Raw genomic sequence first — 19,349 nt, forward strand, 5'->3', positions numbered from 1 at the left:
CAAGGATCGACCCGTGACTGGACCACTGGACGGCGTGCTCGTCGTCGACCTGACCCGGGCCCTGGCCGGCCCGCACGCGGCGATGATGCTGGGCGACCTCGGCGCCCGTGTGATCAAGGTGGAGAACCCCGGCAGCGGTGACGACACCCGCGGCTGGGGCCCGCCCTTCGTGCAGCCGGAGGAAGGGGAGCGCGAGTCGACCTACTTCCTCTCGGCCAACAAGAACAAGGAATCGATCACCCTCGACCTCAAGGACGAGGGCGACAAGGCGGTGCTCACCGAGCTGCTGCGCCGCGCCGACGTGCTGATGGAGAACTTCCGGCCGGGCACGCTCGCCCGCCTGGGCTTCGGCACCGACGTGCTGGCCGAGCTGAACCCGCGGCTGGTGACGCTGGCGATCAGCGGCTTCGGGCACGACGGGCCCGAAGGCGGGCGAGCCGGGTACGACCAGATCGCCCAGGGCGAGGGCGGCCTGATGTCCCTGACCGGCTCGGGGCCGGACGACCCGCAGCGGGTCGGCGTCCCGATCGGCGACCTGCTGGCCGGCATGTACGGCGCCTACGGCGTGCTCGCCGCGCTCATGGAGCGGGAGCGGACTGGTCGCGGCCAGGTCGTGCGCACGTCCCTGCTCGCCGCGATCGTCGGCGTGCACGCGTTCCAGGGGACGGCGTGGACGGTGGCCGGCAAGGTCGGGCGGGCGCAGGGCAACCACCACCCCTCCATCGCGCCGTACGGGCTGTTCCACTGCCGAGGGGGCAGCGTGCAGCTGTCCTGCGGGTCCGAGGGGCTGTGGCGCAAGCTCTGCGCCGAGTTCGGCTTCGACCCCGAGGCGCCGGGCATGGCGACCAACGGCGAGCGGGTCGACCACCGCGAGCAGGTGATCGCGCTGCTCGAGGACGCCTTCGCCGACATCCCGGCCGAGGACCTGCTGGCCCGCCTGGCCGCGGCCGGGATCCCGGCGGGCAAGGTCCGCACGATCGACGAGGTCTACGGCTGGGACCAGACGCTCTCCCAGGGGCTGCTGGTCGACGTCGAGCACGCCACCCTGGGCCGGCTGTCGCTGCCCGGGCCCCCGCTCCGCTTCTTCGCACCCGGGCCGGACGGCGAGACCGAGACGACCCGCCGCGACCACGCCGCTCCCCCGGTACTGGGCGCCGACGGCGACGCGATCAGGGCGTGGCTGTCGTCGTCGGCCGGCGGCCCCCGCCCCACGGGGACGACGTCGAGGACGGAGAGCCGACATGACTGACAAGCCCGCCCGGGTGGATGCCCGGACGCTGCGCGACCGGGTGCTCGACCCCGGCTCGTGGATCTCCTGGGACAGCCCCGTCGCCCGGCGCGACGTGCCGCCGGAGTACGCCGCCGAGCTGGCGGAGGCCGCGCGGAGATCCCGGCAGGACGAGGCGATCATCACCGGGGAGGGGCGGCTGCGCGGCCGCCGCGTCGCCGTCGTCGCCGGGGAGTTCGGCTTCCTGGCCGGGTCGATCGGGGTGGCGGCCGCCGAGCGGTTGATCGCCGCCGTGGAGCGGGCCACCGACGAGGGACTGCCGCTGCTGGCCGCCCCCGTGTCCGGCGGCACCCGCATGCAGGAGGGCACCGTGGCCTTCCTGCAGATGGTCGGCATCACCGCGGCGATCGCCCGGCACAAGCAGGCCGGCCTCCCGTACCTGGTCTACCTGCGCAACCCCACCTTCGGCGGGGTGCTGGCGTCGTGGGGCTCGCTCGGCCACGTGACGATCGCCGAGCCGGGCGCGTCGATCGGCTTCCTCGGGGCCCGGGTCTACGAGGCGCTCTACGGCGAGCCCTTCCCCGCGGGCGTGCAGACCGCCGAGCACATGGCCGAGCGCGGGCTCATCGACGCCGTCGTCCCGCACGAGGAGATCGCGGACGTCGCCGACCGGGCGCTGCGGGTGCTCGCGGCGCGCGCCACGTGGCACCTCGACGTGCGCGGCGCCGAAGCACCCACCGCCGAGGACGGCACGGACGCCGACGACCCCGAGGACGGGCGGAGCGCTTGGGACGTCGTCACCGCCTCCCGTCGCGAGGACCGGCCGGGCGTGCGGCGGCTGCTGCGGACGGCGGCGACCGACGTCGTCGGCCTGTCGGGAACGGGTGCGGGCGAGAAGGACCCGGGGCTGCTGCTCGCACTGGCTCGGTTCGGCGGGGCCCCGTGCGTCGTGCTCGGCCAGGACCGGCGGGGGCAGTCGCTGACCGCGCCGCTGGGGCCGGCCGCCCTGCGCGAGGCCCGGCGCGGCATGCACCTGGCCGAGGAGCTGCGGCTGCCGCTCGTGACGCTCATCGACACCCCCGGCGCCGCCCTGTCGAAGGAGGCCGAGGAGGGCGGCCTGGCCGGCGAGATCGCCCGCTGCCTGCACGACCTGGTGGTGCTCAAGGCGCCGACGCTGTCGGTGCTGCTCGGCCAGGGCACCGGCGGCGGCGCGCTGGCGCTGGTCCCGGCCGACCGGGTGCTCGCGGCGGCCAACGGCTGGCTCGGCCCCCTGCCGCCCGAGGGTGCGTCGGCGATCGTGCACCGGGACACCTCGCACGCCGACGAGATGGCCGCCCACCAGGGGGTGCGGGCCACCGACCTGTGGCGGGCCGGCATCGTCGACCGGGTGGTGCCCGAGCGGCCCGACGCCGCGGACGAGCCGATGGAGTTCTGCCAGCGGCTCGGCCGGGTGCTCGGCGAGGAGCTCGCCGGCCTGCTGGGGCGCGACGACACCGAGCGCTACCGCAGCCGGCTGCACCGGTACCGCCACCTCGGCCGCTGAGCCTTCCGTCCGTCAGCCTCGCCCTCGCCCTGTTCCCCTCGCCTCGCGGTGCACCGCGAGGCGAGGGTCACACCGCGAAGGTGACAGGGGATGTGGGCCGATCCCGAGCTCGTGGCCGGCCGGCGCGGAGTTCCTCGACGACCCGCGGTCGTGCCCGCGTTACCGGACCTGATCCTCGACGCGCAGGCTCCGGTCCGGGTCCAGCCGCTCGACGATGGCCTCGAGGGCCTGTCCGAGTGCCTTGACCTGGTCGTCGGTCAGCGGGTCGAACATCGCCTGCCGGACCGCGTCCACGTGGCCGGGTGCCACCGAGCGGACGACGTCCCAGCCGGTCTCGGTGAGCACGGCGAGGTTGCCGCGACCGTCCTCGGCCGAGCGCTCCCGGCGCACCCAGCCCCGCTCCTCCAGCCGGGCGACCGTGTGCGAGAGCCGGCTCTGCGACTGGTTGGCCCGCCGAGCCAGGTCGCTCATCCGGCGGCTGCGGGTCGGGGACTCCGACAGCATCGCGAGGACGACGTAGGCGGCGTGGCTCAGGCCGGCATCGCGCTGGAGCTGCGCGTCCAGGGCCCGCGGCACCAGCTCGGCCACCGTGAGCCAGGCGCGCCAGGTCTGCTGCTGCTGGTCGTCGAGCCACCGCGTCACGGCGGGGACCGTACCCAGATGTGACACGGGGTAGCCATGGACGGGCGGAACGTGCGCGCCCCATGGTCTCGGCGGACAGACTGGGTGGGACGCGGCGCGCCGTACCTCACAGCCCTCCATGCGTGGACGGGCAGGCCTCCCGTGGCGCATCATTGGCAGTCGACGGGCGAGAGTGCCAGCCCGCCCGGACGATGCGACGCAGGAACAGGGAGCCACCGCCGTGCCCACGTACCAGTACGCCTGCACCAACGCCGACGGCAAGCACGAGTTCGAGGTCGTGCAGTCGTTCACCGACGCCCCGGTCAGCGAGTGCCCGCAGTGCGGCGCGACGGTGCGCAAGGTCTACGGGTCGGTCGGGGTCGTCTTCAAGGGCTCCGGCTTCTACCGGACCGACAGCCGGAAGGCCGCGTCCTCGTCGCAGGGCTCCTCGACCGACGGCTCGTCGTCCTCCTCGACGTCCTCCTCCTCGTCGTCGTCGTCGTCGAAGGAGAGCTCGACCAGCTCCGCGCCGGCCGCTTCGAGCAGCGGCTCCAAGGCCGCCGCCGGGTGACCTCGGCACGCGCCGTCCACAGCTGACGGCGCCGTCCACAGCTCGGCCCCGGCCGGCCCGCGGGCCGGCCGCCGCGGCCAGCATCGCGGGATGCGACTGCGCCGACCACGTGATCCCCTGCACGTCGCCCGCCGGGTCGCCGCCGTGGGGCTCACGGTGCTGGCCCTGGTGCTCGCCGCCCGGCCGGACACCACGGCAGAGCGTCCTCGGAACCGCTCCGTGCCGGTGACGGTCGCCGCCGCCGATCTCGCGGCGGGCACCGTCCTCTCGGCCGACCACCTGCGGCTCGTCCGCTTCCCCGTCGCGCTCGCGCCCGAGGGGACGGCGGCGGACACGACCTCGCTCGTCGGGCGGGTCCTGGCAGGGGGCGTCAGGGCCGCCGAACCGCTGACCGACGCGCGGCTCGTCGGGCCGGGGTTGACCGCACGGCTGGCCGACGGCCAGGTGGCCGCGCCGGTCCGCCTCGCCGACCTGGCCGTCGCGTCGCTCGTCCGCACAGGTGACCGGGTCGACGTCCTGGCCACGCCGCCGGAGTCGGCCGCCGCGGAGGTCGTGGCGTCCGCGGTCCTCGTCCTGGCCGGCGCCCGTGCCGGCCCGGCCGGTGGGGACGACCCCGCCGCCGGTCTCCTCGTGCTGGCCGTGGACGGGCCGACCGCGACGCGGCTGGCCGCAGCCGCCACCACCTCGACGCTGACCGTCAGCCTCCCACCGCCGTGACCCGCCGTGACCCGCCGTGATCCGCCGGGGGGCGTGTGGCTGGATGGACCCATGCTGAAGGGATTCAAGGACTTCCTGCTGCGCGGGAACGTCGTCGACCTCGCCGTCGCGGTGGTGATCGGCACGGCGTTCGGCTCGGTGGTCACGAGCTTCGTGAACTCGTTCCTGACCCCGCTGATCGGGCTGGTGGGCGGCGGCGGCGAGTTCGGCGGCGAGCTCGTGGTCAACGAGCAGCGGTTCACCTGGGGTGCGTTCCTGAGCAGCCTCATCGGCTTCGTGCTCACCGCCGCCGTCGTCTACTTCGTCGTGGTGGTGCCGATGCGGCGGCTGATCGAGCGCCGGGCCAGCGGCGCCGAACCCGGCCCGGCCGCGCCGAACGAGGTGGAACTGCTGGCCGAGATCCGGGACCTGCTGCGGGCACAGCAGGGCCCGACGGATCGGGGCCCGGCCGGCCGGCCCGGGCGGCCGTAGCTCAGTCGCTGCCCCAGTGCGGGGGCCGGTCCTCCAGGTACCGCCGGTCCTCGTCCGACGGGTCGCCGGGGCGTTCGCCCCACCCGACGTCGCTGTCGTCGGGGGCGCGACCGCCGCCGACCGGAGACGGCGCCGGCGGCGCCTCGGCCACGGGTCGACCCAGACCGTCGAGCACCTCGACGGCGGGCAGTGCGGCGAGCAGGGCACCGGCCACGGCCAGCTTGCTGCCCCGGACCCCCGACCCGATGACGACCAGGTCGGACGCCTCGACGGCCGGGTCGACGAGCACCCGCCACTCCGCCGGCAGGCCGATGGGGGTGATGCCGCCGTAGGCCATTCCGGACTCCGCGACGGCGACGTCCTGCGGCGCGAACGAGGCCTTGCGCGCGTCGAGGTGCCGCCGGACGAGACCGTTCACGTCCGCCCGGGCGTTCGCCAGCACCACGCACGCCGCGAGACTCGTCCGTCCGGCCCGCCGGGCCGCGACCACCACGCAGTTGGCCGACACCTCCAGCGGCACGTCGTAGGCCTCGGAGAAGGCTGCGGTGTCGGCCAGGTCGGCGTCGATCTCGGCGACCCATGCCGGTCCGGGCAGGAGCGACAACGCCGCGGCGACGGGCGCGGCGAGCAGCTCGGGGTGCTCCTCTGCCGGCCGCCAGGTGAGCGAGCCCAGCCGGGGGGCGGTCATGGGGCGATGACGCGAGGCACAAGCACGTGCCGATCCTGCGGCACGGTGCCGGCGGCGGCTCGACCGGGTGGCCGGATCACGGCGCCGACCGGCCGGAACCCGGCTGTCGGCCAGCCACCGGCCCCGCCAGGATGACTCGCATGATCGGTCAACTGCACTCCGTCGTCATCGACGCCCCCGACGCCCACGCACTGGCCCGGTTCTACGCCGAGCTGCTGGGCATGGAGGTCGAGGGGTCTCCAGGCGACGACTGGGTGTGGGTCACCGGGGCCGGCTACCGGATCGCCGTCCAGCAGGCGCCCGACCTCCAGCCACCGGACTGGCCGGACCCCGACCGGCCCCAGCAGTTCCACCTCGACATCCGGGTGGCCGACATCGACGAGGCCGAGCCGGAGGTGCTCGCCCTGGGCGCCCGCCGCCTGCCGGGTGGGGGCGGCGACTTCCGCGTCTACGCCGACCCGGTCGGGCACCCGTTCTGCCTGGTCTGGGACGTCACCGCATGAGCGGCGAGGTGCCCGACGTCGATCTCGCGAAAGCCAGCGTCTTCGTCGCGGCGTCCGGCTTCGTGCTCGACGAGGTCGGCGGGCGGCGCGTGACCGGCCACGTCGACCTGGGCGCCGCCCAGCACACACCGTGGGGGGTCGTGCACGGCGGTGTCTACTGCACGGTCATCGAGTCGGCGGCCAGCATCGGCGCCAGCGCCGCGGTGATGGAGCACGGCCAGTTCGCCGTGGGCGTCAACAACAACACCGACTTCCTGCGACCCATGGTCGAGGGGCGGATCGACGTCGTCGCCGAGCCGATCCAGCAGGGCCGCACGCTCCAGCTCTGGCAGGTCGTCCTGACGAAGGCGGACGACGGCAAGCTCGTCGCCCGCGGCCAGGTGCGGCTGCAGAACGTCCAGCTACCGGGTGGCTAGCCCACCGCGGCGGGGTCGAGGGTGACCTGGAACAGCGCGCGCGGGTCCTGCAGCATCGCCGGTGGGCGGGCCGCCGCCCGCGGCACGACCCGTTCCCAGCGGGCGGGCCGGCGGTGCGGCAGGAGCTCACGGCCCTGGAACAGGTAGTCGCCCACCACCTCGCCGAGCAGCAGCCCCGCGCCCTGCTCGATCGGCAGGCCCACGCGGTCGCCGGGGCGCACGTCGTCGAGGAATGCCGACAGCTGGCGCAGGTCCTTGGCGGGGCGCCGTCCCGAGAGCTCCTTGGACAACGCCCGCAGCTGCGCGGGCGACAGGCCGGTGGCGTCCACATCGATGCCCGACTGCACGCCCAGGCCGACGACGCCGGCCGCCAGACAGGCGCCGAGCTCGTTGTGGTTCCGCGGCCGCACCACCCAGACCCGCTCCCCCTCGGGTGCGGGGGCGGGCGGCACGTCGTCGGAGCCGGGCCACTTGTACGGCAGGTCGTCGGGGTCACCCGGGAACCGGGCGCGGTAGAAGTCCGGGTCCTTGGCCAGCAGGTTCGACCGGTGCGACAGGTGCAGCTCCTCGTCCCCCACCCAGCTGGGCAGCAGACCGGCCGCGGCCGCCTCGGCCTGGGTCATCGCCGCGGCGTCGGGAGCGAACTCCGCGATCAGCCGCTCCGTGGTGTCGGCGAAACCACGCTCCCGCCAGACGCGCACCATCGCCAGCGAGTAGACGACCAGCCCGGCCGTGCGGCCCCGCCACATGGTGACCACCGGGTGGCTGGCCCAGCCGTAGTCGGGCAGCTCGAGCGCGCGCAGCACCTGCAGGCACTCCACCCGCTGCTTGCCGAGCCGCGGGTTGTCCAGGAGGCGGGCGGACTCGGTGAAGTCGGCGACAGGGAGGAAGGTCTGCACCGCCACCATCCTGATCGAGCGCGGCCCTGCCCGCCCGATCAGCGGCGGCCTTCCCGCAGGGGCCCGCCGCGAGCGTGCGAGCGGTGGGGGCGGGAAGGTCCTTCCTCAGTCCCCGAGGTCGCGCAGCGCCGACTCCCAGCGGGCCCGCCGGGCGTCGTCGTCCTGCTCCCACCACGGGGTCCCGCGCTCCCCCAGCTCGTTCTTCGCCAGCTGGACCCGGGCCCGCGCGGCCGTGACGGCGGCGTCGTCCGCGGCGTTGCGCACCCCCGCACGGGCCACCCCCAGGTGGTGCAGCAGCCGGGCCCGCACGTCGTCGGGCAACGCCGGGTCCGCGGTGCGCCACCGTCGCCCGTCGACGACCACGTACCGGCCGTCGTCGGTGCGCTCGACCTCGCGGGTCATCCGGCCAGGCGGCTGACGAGTTCGGGGAGGACCTCTCCGAGCGGCGCGTCGACCCGCACGTCGGCCTTGACGTCGCCGCGGGTCGGCCCCACGTTGACGATCGCGACCGGGATGCCGAGCTTGGCCGCGCGCAGCACGAAGCGGTAACCGCTCATGACCGTCAGGGAGGAACCGAGCACGACCAGGCTGCCGGCGTCCTCCACCAGGGCGAAGCAGTGGTCCACCCGGTCGCGCGGCACCGTCTCGCCGAAGAAGACCACGTCGGGCTTGAGCGGCCCCGCCCCGCAGGCCAGGCAGTCGACCATGACGAAGCCGTCGAGGACGTCGTCGGGCAGCTCGGCGTCGCCGTCGGGGTTGATCTCGTCGGTCCGGGGCCCGAAGAAGGGGTTGGCCGTGCGCAGCCGCTCGTCGAGCGCGGCGCGGCTCGCGACGTCCCCGCAGTTCAGGCAGACGGTGCGGTCGAGGCCGCCGTGCAGCTCGACGACGCCGCGGGCGCCGCCCGCCTGGTGCAGGCCGTCGACGTTCTGCGTGATGACGCCGCCGAGGAGGCCTGCGGCCTGCAGCTCCCCGACCGCCCGGTGCCCGGCGTTCGGCCGGGCGCCGCGGATCTGGCGCCAGCCCACGAAGCTGCGCGCCCAGTACCGGTGCCGGCCCTGCGGGTCCCGGGTGAACGTCTGGTAGGTCATCGGGGTGTGCCGGCGCAGGCTGCCGGTGGCCCCCGGTAGTCCGGGATGCCGCTGTCGGTCGACAGGCCGGCACCGGAGAGGACGACGACGTCGCCCTCGGCCACGAGCTCGGCGAGCTCGTCCAACGCGGTCGTGGCGGCGGCGGGTGCGGCGGTCACCGCGCCATCGTCCCCTCGAATCGGGTCCTGCGCCGCGCTCAGCCGGTGGCGACCTCGGCGTCCAGTCGCTCGAGCAGCTCGTCGTACACGCGCTGGAGCCCCTTGGGCGCGAACGTGCGCTCGAAGAACCCGCCGACGCCACGCGCGCCGTTCCACGTCGTCCGCACGCGCACGCTGCTCACACCCGCGTCAGCCGCGGAGACGGTCCACGTCGTCACCATCGACGAGTTGGCGTCGGACTCGACCAGCGTGCCGGGGGCAGGCTCGGTGACCGTCAGGATCTGGTCGCGCACCCGCCTCGACGTGGCGGCGAAGCGCCAGTGCACCCGGGTCCCTTCACCCCGTCCCCCCGCCTCGACCCGGTAGTCGCTGAACTGCGCGGGGGCGATCCGCCGGCGGGTGTCCTCGTAGTCGGCGAGGGCGGCGACCACCCGCTCGGCGGGTGCGCGGACGATTCTCTCGGCGGTGGCGACGACCTGGCTCATGCCCGCCATCCTGCCGCCCCGGCCGGTAACGGTGCCGCCGGCGTGGGGCAGGTCACCGGGCGGACGCCCCGATCCCGGGTATCACGGAACGGTGACCGCACCGCTGTCCCTCACCCGCTCCGGCTCCGGCGAGCCTCTGCTCCTCCTGCACGGCTGGGGCAGCTCGCAGCGCGACTTCACCGCGGTCGTCCCGGCGCTCGTCGAGCGGTTCGACGTGATCAACGTCGATCTGCCGGGTGCCGGCCGGTCCCGGCACCTCGACGAGCGCCCGACCGTCGCCGCGATCACCGACGCCGTGGAGCGGACGCTGGACGCCGAGGGCGTCGAGCGGGCCCACGTCCTGGGCAACTCCCTCGGCGCGCGCGTCGCCATCGAGCTCGCGCGGCGGGGTCGCGCCCTCTCCGTGGTCTCCATCGCACCTTCGGGGCTCAACATCTGGCCCGAGCGCGTCTTCCAGGGCACCGGCATGGCGATCGCGCGGCTCGTCGGCCGTACGGCCGCGCCGTTGATCGGCCCGCTCTCCCGGTCGGCGATCGGACGCACCGCACTGCTGCTCCCCCTCAAGGCGCGCCCCTGGGCGACTCGGCCCGAGGAGGCCATCGGCGCGCGCGAGGGGTTCGCCGACTCCCGGGACTGGTGGCGCACCCTGCTCTGGGCGCAGTTGCTGGACGTGCCCCGTGGGCTGGGCCACATCGACTGCCCGGTGCTGCTGGTGCAGGGCACGGCCGACTGGATCGCGATGGGGCAGACGGTCCGCTACCTGCCGCTGATCCCGCGCTCGCGCTTCCGCCCGCTGCTCGCGGCCGGCCACGCCCCGCAGTCCGACCGCCCCGGGACGATCGTGCAGCTCGTGGAACGGACGGCCCGGCTGGCCCGGGAGGCGGACGCCGCCGGAACCACCCGCGCCGAGGCCACCGATCTCACTGCGACTCCTCGGCGTTCAGGTAGGCGCACCGGAACCGCGCGTTCGACATCGCCTCGGTGAAGCGGGCCTCCCAGCCGGGGTCCTGGGCCGGGAAGGTCTCCAGCACCCGTTCCTCGAGGACGACGGGTCGCCCGTCGAGGCCGACGTAGGTGCGGCGCACCAGCACCCGTGTCGTGCCGTCGACCTCGTCGTGGGCGGGCACCCAGCGCGCCCGGTCGATGGCGGCCGCCAGCTCGGCCCGCTCTCGAGGGGGCAGGCGGCCCGGCCCGGCCGTCTGCTGCTGCAGCGCCCGCCAGAGGGCGATCCCGCCTCCGACGAGCACGGCGAGGACGGCCACGACGAGCACGAGCTCGACCAGCACGACGACCATGGCCCGACGCTAGTTCGCCTCGCCGGGTTCGGGACGCACACGCACCACTTCCGGCCGGACGAGCACGGGTCTGGCGTGCGCCGGCGGGAGGAGGCCGCATGCGCATCCGGCGACCGCGCAGCCGGCCGTCGCCGGACTGGTCCCCTCGGTGCTCACCGTCAGCTCCTCCGCGCAGGGGGTCGCGAAGCAGGGGTCACCGGATACCTGCCCAGCGGCGTGACCACCGTGCCCGTCGTGCTGCGCGTCGACGGCGTCACAGCGCGGCCGGCATGAGCGCCGTCCGGCCGCGGGGCGTCGTCCCGGCGGGTGAAGCACTCCGCCACCTCTATCCGCGGCCGACCTGCGGCATTACCGTCCGCGCCGACAACGGGGGCACAGCGGGCGGACCGCTGAGCGGAGGACGCCTTGAGAACACGAACGATCGCGCAGCTGGCCGTGGCCGGGCTGGTGCTCGCCCTGGTGGGCACCGGATCCACCGCCCAGAGTGCCGACGAGCCGGGCGTCGTCCACTTCACCGCCGTCGGTGACTTCGGCAGCAACCAGCGCACGAACGCCGTCCTGAGCGCGATGGACACCGCCGACCCCGACCTGACCCTCGCCCTCGGCGACCTCTCCTACGCGGGCCCTGGCTCGGAGCAGGCCTGGTGCGACCGGGTCACCTCCCGGATGGGCTCCGGCTACCCGTTCGAACTGATCGCGGGCAACCACGAGAGCAACGGCCAGGACGGCAACATCAACGACTTCTCCGCGTGCCTGCCCAACCAGCTGCCCGGCGCGGTGGGCACCTACGGACGGCAGTGGTACGTCGACGTGCCGCAGGTCGACCCGCTCGTCCGCTTCGTGATGGTGTCGCCGGCCCTGCCGTTCCCGGACGGCACCTGGTCCTACGCCGCCGGCACACCGCGCTACAACTGGACCGCCGCAGCGATCGACGGCGCGCGGGCCAACGACATCCCGTGGGTGGTCGTCGGTGTGCACAAGCCCTGCTACTCGATGGGCGCCTACAGCTGCGAGATCGGCGCCGACTTCACCAACATGCTGATCAGCAAGCGCGTGGACCTGGTGCTGCACGGCCACGAGCACTTCTACCAGCGCACCCACCAGCTCGGGCTTCGCCCCGGCTGTGCCACGGTTGCACCGGGCACCTTCGACGCCGACTGCATCGCCGACGGCGACGGGGTGATGGGGCAGGGCTACGGGACGGTGTTCGCGACCTCCGGCCTGGGCGGCCAGGAGCGGCGCAACGTGAACACCGCCGACAGCGAGTCGCCGTACTTCGCGACCGCGTCCGCGGGGAACCTGAACCCGACCGACGGCTTCCTGGACGTGCGGGTCAGCGCCGGCGACCTGACCGCCGCCTTCGTGCCGGTCGGTGGCACCTACACCGATTCGTTCACCATCCACCGGGGGGATCCGCCGCCGAACAACGCCCCGACGGCTGCGTTCACGTCGACGACCAACGGTCTGACGGCCATCTTCGACGGCCGGGGTTCCAGCGACGTCGAGGGGCCGATCGCCTCCTACTCCTGGAACTTCGGGGACGGCTCAGCCGCCGGTGGCGGCGCCCAGCCCGCGCACGACTACGCCGAGGCGGGCACGTACCAGGTCACGCTCACCGTCACCGACGGCGCCGGAGCGACGAACTCGGTGACCCACCCGGTCACCGTGACCGCCCCGCCGCCCGGTCCGGTCGACTTCGTCCTCGACGCCTTCAGCCGGACGACGACCAACGGCTGGGGCTCCGCGGACACCGGCGGGCCGTGGACGACCAGCGGCACGCTGGCGAACTTCGCGGTCGACAACGGGACTGGCGCGATCACCATCCCGGCCGCCGGCAACACCCGGTCGGTGTGGCTGGGCTCGACCACCCGCACCGACACCGACCTGCGGTTCACCTTCGCCCTGGACAAGCGGCCCAGCGGTAGCGGGGCCTACCTCGACGTGGTCGGCCGCCGGGTCGGCACGGACAGCGAGTACCGAGCACGCCTGGTCATGCGGGCCGACGGGCGCATCGTGGTCCAGCTGACCGCATTGCGCGGGACGTCGTCCCCCGTGGGCCTGGCGACCGCGGTGACCCTGCCGACCACGATCACCTACGCGGCGAACACCGAGCTGGGCGTCCGCATGCAGGTGACCGGCACCAACCCGACGACGATCCGGCTGAAGGTCTGGCCGACGACGCAGCCCGAACCGGCCGCGTGGCAGACGACGGCCACGGACACGTTCGCGGCGCTGCAGAACCCGGGCGCCGTGGGGCTGACCGCCTACCTGTCCGGCAGCGTCACCAACGCACCGGTCGTGCTGCGGATGGACGACCTGAGCGCGCGACCGGTGGCCTGAGAGGTCACGTTCGGGTCACGGCGGCATCCCTCACCGCCCTCCACGGCGTCGTAGAGGGTGACGAGGGAGGTCGGCCGTGGCCCAGCGGGACGAGTCAGCGTTCGAGGCCTTCGTGGCGACGCGCTCGGACGACCTGCTGCGGACCGCCGTCCTGCTGACCTCCGACCGCGGACAGGCCGAGGACCTGCTGCAGACGGCGCTGGTGAAGGCCTACCGGCACTGGCACCGGATCACCGGGCCGGACCCGTACCCGTACGTGCGCCGGATCCTGGTGACGACCGCCGCCAGCTGGCGGCGCCGCCGGGCGACCCAGGAGATCGTCTCCCTGCCGCCGACCGACCTCGCCGGGCCCGACGAGACGGACGACGTCGCCGAACGTCAGCGGATGACCGACGCGCTGGCCCAGCTGCCGCCACGGATGCGCGCCGTACTCGTCCTGCGCTACGCCGAGGACCTCAGCGAGGCCGTCACCGCCGAGGCACTCGGCTGCTCGATCGCCACCGTCAAGAGCCAGACCGCCCGCGGTCTGGCCCGGCTGCGCGCGCTGCTCGGCGCCGACGCAGCCGTCGTCCTGGAGGAGCGCTGACATGACCCTCGCCGATCCCGACCTCGAGCGGCGGCTGCGCGATCAGCGGCATCGCGCCGCCGAGGTGGCGCCCCCGCCGTACGACCTCGCGGCGCGGACGCGGGCCCGGTACCGCGCCGAGCGCCGGCAGCGCATCCGCCTGGCCGCGGCCGCCGCGGCCGTCGTCCTCGCGGTCGTCGCCGTGCCCACGGTGGCCAGCACGCTGCTCGACGACGGCCGGGGCTCGCCCGCCGGAACGCCGGAGCTGTTCGACCTGCCGACCCGGGGCTCGCTGGCCGGGGACGAGGAGTGGCTCGCGGGCATGGCGGCGGTCGACTGGGAGTACGACGGCAGCGGTCCGGTGCCGGACGAGGCGGTGCCCTCGGAGGTGCGCCCGGAGGACCGCCGGGTGGCCTTCGCCGGTGACGTCCCCACCGGCCGCGTCGCTCTGGTGCTCGGGCGGGCGCGCGGCGTGGTCTTCGACATGTGGTTCGCCGGCCCGGTCGGCGCGAGTCCGGACGAGATGACCCGGATGGCCCTGCCCGGCTCGGTGGCCGATGTCCCGTTGCTGGGGCTGTGGGACCGCCCGTCGGCCGACGAGGACGGTGTCCTGATCGTGCTCGCCGAACCCGGCGGGACGCTCGAGATCGCCACAGGTCACGTGATCACCGACGACGGGCACTTCGCGTGGGACTGGCGCGCTGTCCCCGCGGAGGACGGCCTGTCCATCACGACCCCCGAGCTGCCGGGACACGGCCCGGTGGTCGCGCGGGTCGGCTCCGGGGAGCCGGTCCACCTCTCGACCAGTGAGCGCACGATCGGGTTCGAGCCGTCGGTGCTCGAGGTGGCCGACCCGCGCGGGCTGCGCGACGGCCTGGAGCGACGGCACCTGGATCACGCGATCCTGGCGCTGGAGCAGTACTTCGGGCTGCCCGCGAGCGAACTGGACCCCACCCTCCTCTGGGCCGGGCCCGCTGCCGACGGGCTGCGGGTGACGTCCGCCCTCATCGGCGTCACCCTGCCGTCCGGCGCCACCGCCGCCCTCGTGATCGGGTACCACCCCTACACCGGAGCTGCCGGCAGCAGCCAGGTGAGCACTCTGAACATCGCAGCACCGGCACCGCCGGGCACGAACCTCCTCGACCGCGTCATCGCCGTGAACGGCGCCGAGATGGACGGCGACTGGATCGCCGTGAGCGCGCCACGGTCGGGTGTGGTCGCGGAGCTGCTCCTCGAGGACGGCACCGTCGTGGGCACGATCCCGCTCGAGAACGGGGCGGGGAGCGGGTCGTTGCCGTACGGACCCCCGCTGCCGCAGCACGTCCGCGTGCTCGACGCGGACGGCGCGGTGGTCGGCAAGGCGCCGGCGCTCCCCGAGACGGCTGAATGAGGTCAGCTGTTCTGTGGCGTCGTGCGGCGCCAGTCCGGCGGAGGGTCCTCGCCCACCAGCCCGTCCACGGCCTCCCGGAGCAGGTCCGCGTGTCCGGCGTGCCGGCCGTACTCCTCCACGAGGTCGAAGAGCAGCCGGCGCAGGCTGGCGTGACCGCGTTCGCCGTCGGCGACGTGGGCCGGCTGGTCCAGCCCGCCGTCGGCCAGCGCGGCCGCCAGCCGGTCGCGCGAGCGCTCGACCGCGCCGTCCCACAGCGCGTAGAGCTCCCCGGGCTGTCGTCGGCGGCGGAGGTGAACGGCCACTCCATGCCGCCGGCCCAGATGCTCTCCCAGGGCTGCCCGATCGACTCGCCGTTCAGCTTGTCGGTGAAGGTGAAGTCCTCGACCACGGCCAGATGCTTGAGCAGGCTGCCCAGGGTCAGCGCCGAGGCACCGACCCGCGTGTTCAACGCGGCGGAGTCGAGGCCGTCGGCCTTCCACCGGAAGGTGGTGCGCAGGCGCTCGAGCGAGCCGACGAGGTGCTCGACCTCGGTGCCGGCCACAGGCGGTTCCCACGGCGGGAGGCTCGGAGTCATGGACTGAACCGTATGGCCGACCACCGACGAAGGATCGCGTGTGGCCCCGAGAGGATTCGAACCTCCGACACACGGTTTAGGAAACCGTTGCTCTATCCCCTGAGCTACGGGGCCGTGGCACCCCGTCCCGTTCGGGAGCGGCCGCCGGGGAAGAGGCTATCCGGTCCCTCGGGGAACACCCGGCACACCCGACTCGTCACCAATGGTGAGGCCCGGATGCGTTGTGCCGGGTTACGGTGCGGGTACACGTCGGGCTCCGGCAACGGCGCCGGGGGAGTGGCGGAAGGACTGCAGCGATGCACATGAAGGTGGTCGACGTCCCCGAACGGGGGCGCTTCGAGATCCTGCTCGGCGACCGGGTCGTCGGGCTGGCCAGCTACCACGTCGACGGCAGCACGATGACGCTCCCGCACACCGAGGTCGACCCCAGCGTGGGCGGCCGTGGCATCGGGACGGCGCTGGTCTCCGGCGTCCTCTCCGCAGCTCGCGAGCGCGGGCTGACCGTGCTCCCCTACTGCTCTTTCGTCCGGCACTACATCCAGCAGCATCCCGAGGAGATGGACCTCGTGGCCGCGGACGACCGGCCGCACTTCGGCCTGGCCACCGCCGACCGCTGACCTGCGCGCCCTCGCCGGGCTGCCTACGCTCCGCAGGTGCCGACGTCGCTGCTGTGGTTCCGCCGCGACCTGCGGCTCTCCGACCATCCGGCGTTGCTCGCGGCCCTCGACGCCGCCGGCGGGAACGGGGACGTCCTCCCCGTGTTCGTCTTCGACCCACGGCTGTGGGGGCCGGCGGGCGGTCCACGTCGGCAGTTCCTGCTCGACAGCCTGGCGGCCCTCCGCGAGCAGACCGGCGGCGCGCTGGTGCTGCGGCACGGCAACCCCGCCGAGGTGCTGCCGGCGCTCGTCGGGCAGACCGGAGCGACGAGCGTGCACGTCTCCGCGGACGCGGGGCCGTACGGCCGCCGACGCGACGCCGCCGTCGCGCGGGCGCTGGGCGACGTCCCGCTGGTGGGCACCGGATCGCCCTACGCCGTGACGCCGGGCCGCGTCGCCAAGCGCGACGGCACCCCGTTCAAGGTCTTCTCCCCGTTCTCCCGCGCCTGGCGCGAGCACGGCTGGCGGGGCCCCGCTGCGACCCCGGCCGCCGTGCCCTGGCGAACCGGTGTCGCGACCGACGCTCCCCCGCCCGACATCGACCTCGGCGTGCGCTTGCCGCCCGCCGGCGAGGCCGCGGCGTCGGACGCGTGGAAACGCTTCCGCGACGAGCGGCTGCTCGGGTACCCCGCGACGCGCAACGTCCCCGGCACCGAGGGCACCAGCCGGTTGTCGGCCTACCTCAAGTACGGCTGTCTGCACCCGCGCACGCTGCTGGCCGACCTCGCGGAGACCGACGGGGAGGGCGAGGCGGTCCGCCGGTTCACCGACGAGCTGGCCTGGCGGGAGTTCTACGCCGACGTCGTCTGGCACCGTCCCGAGTCCGTCCGCGAGCCGCTGGACCCCCGTACCGGGGCGATCGAGTACGACACGGGGCCGGACGCCGAGGCCCGCTTCGACGCCTGGAGGCAGGGACGCACCGGCTATCCGATCGTCGACGCCGGCATGCGCCAGCTCCTCGGCGAGGCGTTCGTGCACAACCGGGTACGGATGATCGTCGCCTCCTTCCTGGTCAAGGACCTCCACGTCGACTGGCGTGGTGGCGCGCGGCACTTCCTGCAGCACCTCGTCGACGGCGACCTGCCCAGCAACAACCACGGCTGGCAGTGGGTCGCCGGCACGGGAACCGACGCCTCGCCGTACTACCGGGTCTTCAACCCGGTCCGCCAGGGTGAGCAGTTCGACCCCGACGGCGCCTACGTGCGTCGCTGGGTGCCCGAGCTGCGCGACGTCCCGGATCGCCACGTGCACCAACCCTGGCAGGCGCCTGCCGGCCTCCCGGCCGGCTATCCCCAGCCGATCGTCGACCACGCCGCCGAGCGCCAGGTGGCGCTGGCCCGCTACGAGCGGGCGAGGTCCCGTGCCTGAGGGGCACACCCTGTTCCGCCTCGCCCGGGAGCAGGCGGATCTCTTCGCCGGCCGTCCGGTGCACGTCACCAGCCCCCAGGGCCGGTTCGCCGCCGGCGCGGCGCTGCTGGACGGACGCGCACTGGAAGAGGTGTTCTCCTACGGCAAGCACCTGTTCGCCGCCTTCGGGGACGACGTCCTGCACGTCCACCTCGGTCTGTACGGCTCGTTCACCACGGGCACCGGCACCCCACCGCCTCCGAAGGGCGCGCTGCGGATGCGCTGGGAGGCCGAGGGCCCGGCCGGCTCCGGCGTGTGGACCGATCTGCGCGGGCCGACGGCCTGCGAAGTGCTCACGTCGACCGAGGTGGATGCGATCCTGGCGCGGCTCGGGCCCGACCCGCTGCGGCCCCGTGCCGACGGCGGCCGCGCTCACCGGCGGATCGCCGCCAGCCGCACACCCGTCGGCGCACTGCTGATGGACCAGTCGGTGCTCGCCGGAGTGGGCAACGTCTACCGGGCCGAGCTGCTCTTCCGGCACCGCGTCTCGCCCTTCCGGCCCGGCCGCGGGGTGGACGACGCGCTCTGGAGCCGCATGTGGACCGACCTGGTCACGCTGCTCAGGGCCGGCGTGCGCATGGGCCGGATCGTGACCACCCGCCCCGAGCACCGATCCCGGCGCAGCGGTGCGGTCCGGCGGGACGACGCCCACTACGTCTACCGCCGGACCGGGCTGCCCTGCCGGGTGTGCGGCACGGAGGTCCGCACGGCGACGATGGTGGGACGGAACCTGTACTGGTGCCCCACCTGTCAGGCCGCATGAACCCACTTGGGGTGTGATCTGGACCATCACGGTTCCAGGGCTCCGGAACCGCGTGTAACTTCGCCGCCGATGAGGAGAGCCGTCCGGTCCCTGGTCGTCATCGCGCTCGCAGCCGCGGCGGCGCTCGTCGCCGTGCCCGGAACCGCTGCCGCCGCCCCCACGACCGTCGGCTACGACGTGTCGTACCCGCAGTGCGGCACGTCGCTCCCGCGGGACCGCGCCTTCGCGATCATCGGCGTCAACGGCGGCCTGTCCACCAAGACCAACCCCTGCCTGGCTCAGCAACTCACCTGGGCCTGGGGCTCCTCCGGCGGCGTCCGCAGCCAGCCCAGGGCGCAGCTGTACCTCAACACGGCCAACCCCGGTCAGGTGGTCCCGCAGGTGGCGACGTGGCCCACGGCCGGGACGACGCCCTACGGCACCTGCACCGGCAGCAACTCGCTGGCCTGCTCCTGGCAGTACGGCTGGGAACGCGCCCAGAACAGCGTCGTCTCCTTCTTCACGCCGGCCGCCCGCGCGGCGCGGGTCGACAGCTCCCCCGCCCGCTACACGTGGTGGCTCGACGTCGAGACGATGAACAGCTGGCAGTCCGGGTCGCCGGAGGCGCTGGCCCGCAACCGGGCGACGCTCGAGGGCATGACCAGCTATCTGCTCTCCCGCGGCGCCCGGGTGGGCATCTACAGCACCAACTACCAGTGGTCGCAGATCGTCGGCGGCGTGCCCGGCGAGAGCATCCTCGCCGGCCGGGACAACTGGCTGGCCGGTGCGACCGATCTGACCGGCGCGAAGGGCAACTGCTCCCGGCCGGCCCTCGTCCCCCGCGGCCGCGTGACGCTGACCCAGTACGTCGTCGACGACCTGGACCGCAACCACTCCTGCACCTGATCGGCCCCCGAACGGCCCTGCGGCCTGGTGCTTCGGCCGCGCGCAGGTCAGGATGCGAGGTGTGTCCCTCGACGGTGCCGCTGCCC

The 19,349-nt window shown here is 74.3% G+C and carries 24 protein-coding genes, 1 tRNA gene and 1 pseudogene; 15 read left to right on the plus strand and 11 right to left on the minus strand.

What is annotated here, in order from left to right; translation table 11 throughout:
• Positions 1–13 precede the first annotated feature (13 nt).
• Both MVA48_RS12160 and MVA48_RS12165 read left to right on the plus strand, forming a co-directional pair.
• Entirely contained in the window at positions 14–1,249 is a 1,236-nt protein-coding gene (locus tag MVA48_RS12160; protein WP_246980679.1) for a CaiB/BaiF CoA transferase family protein, read from the plus strand.
• The gene (locus tag MVA48_RS12165) at positions 1,242–2,771 is read left to right on the plus strand and encodes an acetyl-CoA carboxylase carboxyltransferase subunit alpha/beta (protein WP_246980681.1); all 1,530 of its coding nucleotides are present in this window, start codon (positions 1,242–1,244) and stop codon (positions 2,769–2,771) included. Before MVA48_RS12160 ends, MVA48_RS12165 begins: the two co-directional genes overlap by 8 nt.
• Before the next feature lie 159 nt (positions 2,772–2,930).
• On the opposite strand, the gene MVA48_RS12170 is transcribed toward MVA48_RS12165, so the two are convergent.
• Complete coding sequence (locus MVA48_RS12170; RefSeq protein WP_246980683.1) at positions 2,931–3,413, minus strand: MarR family winged helix-turn-helix transcriptional regulator; 483 nt, start codon at positions 3,411–3,413, stop codon at positions 2,931–2,933.
• 220 nt (positions 3,414–3,633) lie between these two features.
• Here MVA48_RS12170 and MVA48_RS12175 point away from each other — a divergent pair, with 220 nt between their 5' ends.
• The 3 genes from MVA48_RS12175 to mscL all read left to right on the plus strand — a co-directional run bounded on the left by MVA48_RS12175 (position 3,634) and on the right by mscL (position 5,151).
• Entirely contained in the window at positions 3,634–3,963 is a 330-nt protein-coding gene (locus MVA48_RS12175) for an FmdB family zinc ribbon protein (RefSeq protein WP_246980685.1), read from the plus strand.
• Between the two features lie 90 nt (positions 3,964–4,053).
• A complete protein-coding gene (gene cpaB, locus MVA48_RS12180; protein WP_246980687.1) occupies positions 4,054–4,680 on the plus strand; it encodes a Flp pilus assembly protein CpaB in 627 nt (208 codons plus the stop codon).
• 51 nt (positions 4,681–4,731) lie between these two features.
• Positions 4,732–5,151, plus strand: a complete 420-nt coding sequence (gene mscL, locus MVA48_RS12185; RefSeq protein ID WP_246980689.1) for a large conductance mechanosensitive channel protein MscL — start codon at positions 4,732–4,734, stop codon at positions 5,149–5,151.
• Position 5,152: 1 nt separating this feature from the next.
• On the opposite strand, the gene MVA48_RS12190 is transcribed toward mscL, so the two are convergent.
• Complete coding sequence (locus MVA48_RS12190; RefSeq protein WP_246980691.1) at positions 5,153–5,839, minus strand: YbaK/EbsC family protein; 687 nt, start codon at positions 5,837–5,839, stop codon at positions 5,153–5,155.
• A gap of 140 nt (positions 5,840–5,979) precedes the next feature.
• On the opposite strand from MVA48_RS12190, the gene MVA48_RS12195 reads away from it, so the two are divergent.
• Both MVA48_RS12195 and MVA48_RS12200 read left to right on the plus strand, forming a co-directional pair.
• On the plus strand, positions 5,980–6,342 hold the full coding sequence (locus MVA48_RS12195; protein ID WP_246980693.1) for a VOC family protein: 363 nt from the start codon (positions 5,980–5,982) through the stop codon (positions 6,340–6,342).
• A complete protein-coding gene (locus MVA48_RS12200) occupies positions 6,339–6,758 on the plus strand; it encodes a PaaI family thioesterase (protein WP_246980695.1) in 420 nt (139 codons plus the stop codon). The genes MVA48_RS12195 and MVA48_RS12200 overlap by 4 nt, the downstream gene beginning before the upstream one ends.
• On the opposite strand, the gene MVA48_RS12205 is transcribed toward MVA48_RS12200, so the two are convergent.
• From MVA48_RS12205 to MVA48_RS12225, 5 genes are all read right to left on the minus strand, one after another.
• Positions 6,755–7,657: an MSMEG_6728 family protein gene (locus tag MVA48_RS12205; protein WP_246980697.1), complete on the minus strand. Its 903-nt coding sequence runs from the start codon at positions 7,655–7,657 to the stop codon at positions 6,755–6,757. The two genes, MVA48_RS12200 and MVA48_RS12205, sit on opposite strands and share 4 nt — an antisense overlap.
• A 105-nt stretch (positions 7,658–7,762) precedes the next feature.
• Positions 7,763–8,059, minus strand: coding sequence for a biopolymer transporter Tol (locus MVA48_RS12210; RefSeq protein ID WP_246980699.1), 297 nt, complete (start codon positions 8,057–8,059; stop codon positions 7,763–7,765).
• Entirely contained in the window at positions 8,056–8,745 is a 690-nt protein-coding gene (locus MVA48_RS12215; protein WP_246980701.1) for a Sir2 family NAD-dependent protein deacetylase, read from the minus strand. The genes MVA48_RS12210 and MVA48_RS12215 overlap by 4 nt, the downstream gene beginning before the upstream one ends.
• Positions 8,742–8,903: a hypothetical protein gene (locus MVA48_RS12220; RefSeq protein ID WP_246980703.1), complete on the minus strand. Its 162-nt coding sequence runs from the start codon at positions 8,901–8,903 to the stop codon at positions 8,742–8,744. The genes MVA48_RS12215 and MVA48_RS12220 overlap by 4 nt, the downstream gene beginning before the upstream one ends.
• A gap of 38 nt (positions 8,904–8,941) precedes the next feature.
• Positions 8,942–9,388 carry an SRPBCC family protein gene (locus MVA48_RS12225; RefSeq protein ID WP_246980705.1) on the minus strand — a complete coding sequence of 149 codons (447 nt, stop codon included), beginning with the start codon at positions 9,386–9,388 and terminating at the stop codon, positions 8,942–8,944.
• A gap of 91 nt (positions 9,389–9,479) precedes the next feature.
• On the opposite strand from MVA48_RS12225, the gene MVA48_RS12230 reads away from it, so the two are divergent.
• Positions 9,480–10,373, plus strand: coding sequence for an alpha/beta fold hydrolase (locus tag MVA48_RS12230; protein ID WP_246980707.1), 894 nt, complete (start codon positions 9,480–9,482; stop codon positions 10,371–10,373).
• Here the strand turns inward: MVA48_RS12230 and MVA48_RS12235 are convergent.
• Positions 10,309–10,683, minus strand: a complete 375-nt coding sequence (locus tag MVA48_RS12235) for a hypothetical protein (RefSeq protein ID WP_246980709.1) — start codon at positions 10,681–10,683, stop codon at positions 10,309–10,311. The genes MVA48_RS12230 and MVA48_RS12235 overlap by 65 nt on opposite strands.
• 405 nt (positions 10,684–11,088) lie before the next feature.
• Between MVA48_RS12235 and MVA48_RS12240 the strand changes: the two genes are divergently transcribed.
• The 3 genes from MVA48_RS12240 (at position 11,089) to MVA48_RS12250 (ending at position 14,978) form a co-directional block, all read left to right on the plus strand.
• Entirely contained in the window at positions 11,089–13,023 is a 1,935-nt protein-coding gene (locus MVA48_RS12240) for a PKD domain-containing protein (RefSeq protein ID WP_246980711.1), read from the plus strand.
• A 76-nt stretch (positions 13,024–13,099) separates the two neighbouring features.
• The gene (locus tag MVA48_RS12245; RefSeq protein WP_246980712.1) at positions 13,100–13,609 is read left to right on the plus strand and encodes a SigE family RNA polymerase sigma factor; all 510 of its coding nucleotides are present in this window, start codon (positions 13,100–13,102) and stop codon (positions 13,607–13,609) included.
• A 1-nt stretch (position 13,610) separates the two neighbouring features.
• Positions 13,611–14,978: a hypothetical protein gene (locus MVA48_RS12250; protein ID WP_246980714.1), complete on the plus strand. Its 1,368-nt coding sequence runs from the start codon at positions 13,611–13,613 to the stop codon at positions 14,976–14,978.
• 2 nt (positions 14,979–14,980) lie between these two features.
• On the opposite strand, the gene MVA48_RS23465 is transcribed toward MVA48_RS12250, so the two are convergent.
• From MVA48_RS23465 to MVA48_RS12260, 3 genes and pseudogenes are all read right to left on the minus strand, one after another.
• Complete coding sequence (locus tag MVA48_RS23465; RefSeq protein ID WP_256461064.1) at positions 14,981–15,280, minus strand: mycothiol transferase; 300 nt, start codon at positions 15,278–15,280, stop codon at positions 14,981–14,983.
• 47 nt (positions 15,281–15,327) lie between these two features.
• A pseudogene (locus tag MVA48_RS24175) lies at positions 15,328–15,552 on the minus strand (mycothiol transferase); the annotation flags it as partial.
• Positions 15,553–15,593: 41 nt separating this feature from the next.
• A tRNA-Arg gene (locus tag MVA48_RS12260) sits at positions 15,594–15,666 on the minus strand.
• 182 nt (positions 15,667–15,848) lie between these two features.
• On the opposite strand from MVA48_RS12260, the gene MVA48_RS12265 reads away from it, so the two are divergent.
• From MVA48_RS12265 to MVA48_RS12280, 4 genes are all read left to right on the plus strand, one after another.
• Complete coding sequence (locus tag MVA48_RS12265; RefSeq protein ID WP_246980716.1) at positions 15,849–16,169, plus strand: GNAT family N-acetyltransferase; 321 nt, start codon at positions 15,849–15,851, stop codon at positions 16,167–16,169.
• 36 nt (positions 16,170–16,205) lie between these two features.
• Positions 16,206–17,576 (plus strand): cryptochrome/photolyase family protein, encoded by a 1,371-nt coding sequence (locus MVA48_RS12270; RefSeq protein ID WP_246980718.1) that lies wholly within the window; start codon positions 16,206–16,208, stop codon positions 17,574–17,576.
• Entirely contained in the window at positions 17,569–18,378 is an 810-nt protein-coding gene (locus MVA48_RS12275; protein ID WP_246980720.1) for an Fpg/Nei family DNA glycosylase, read from the plus strand. Before MVA48_RS12270 ends, MVA48_RS12275 begins: the two co-directional genes overlap by 8 nt.
• Positions 18,379–18,447: 69 nt before the next feature.
• Complete coding sequence (locus tag MVA48_RS12280) at positions 18,448–19,263, plus strand: hypothetical protein (protein ID WP_246980722.1); 816 nt, start codon at positions 18,448–18,450, stop codon at positions 19,261–19,263.
• Positions 19,264–19,349: the final 86 nt, after the last annotated feature.

It is taken from the genome of Blastococcus sp. PRF04-17, assembly GCF_023016265.1.
GTDB lineage: Bacteria > Actinomycetota > Actinomycetes > Mycobacteriales > Geodermatophilaceae > Blastococcus_B.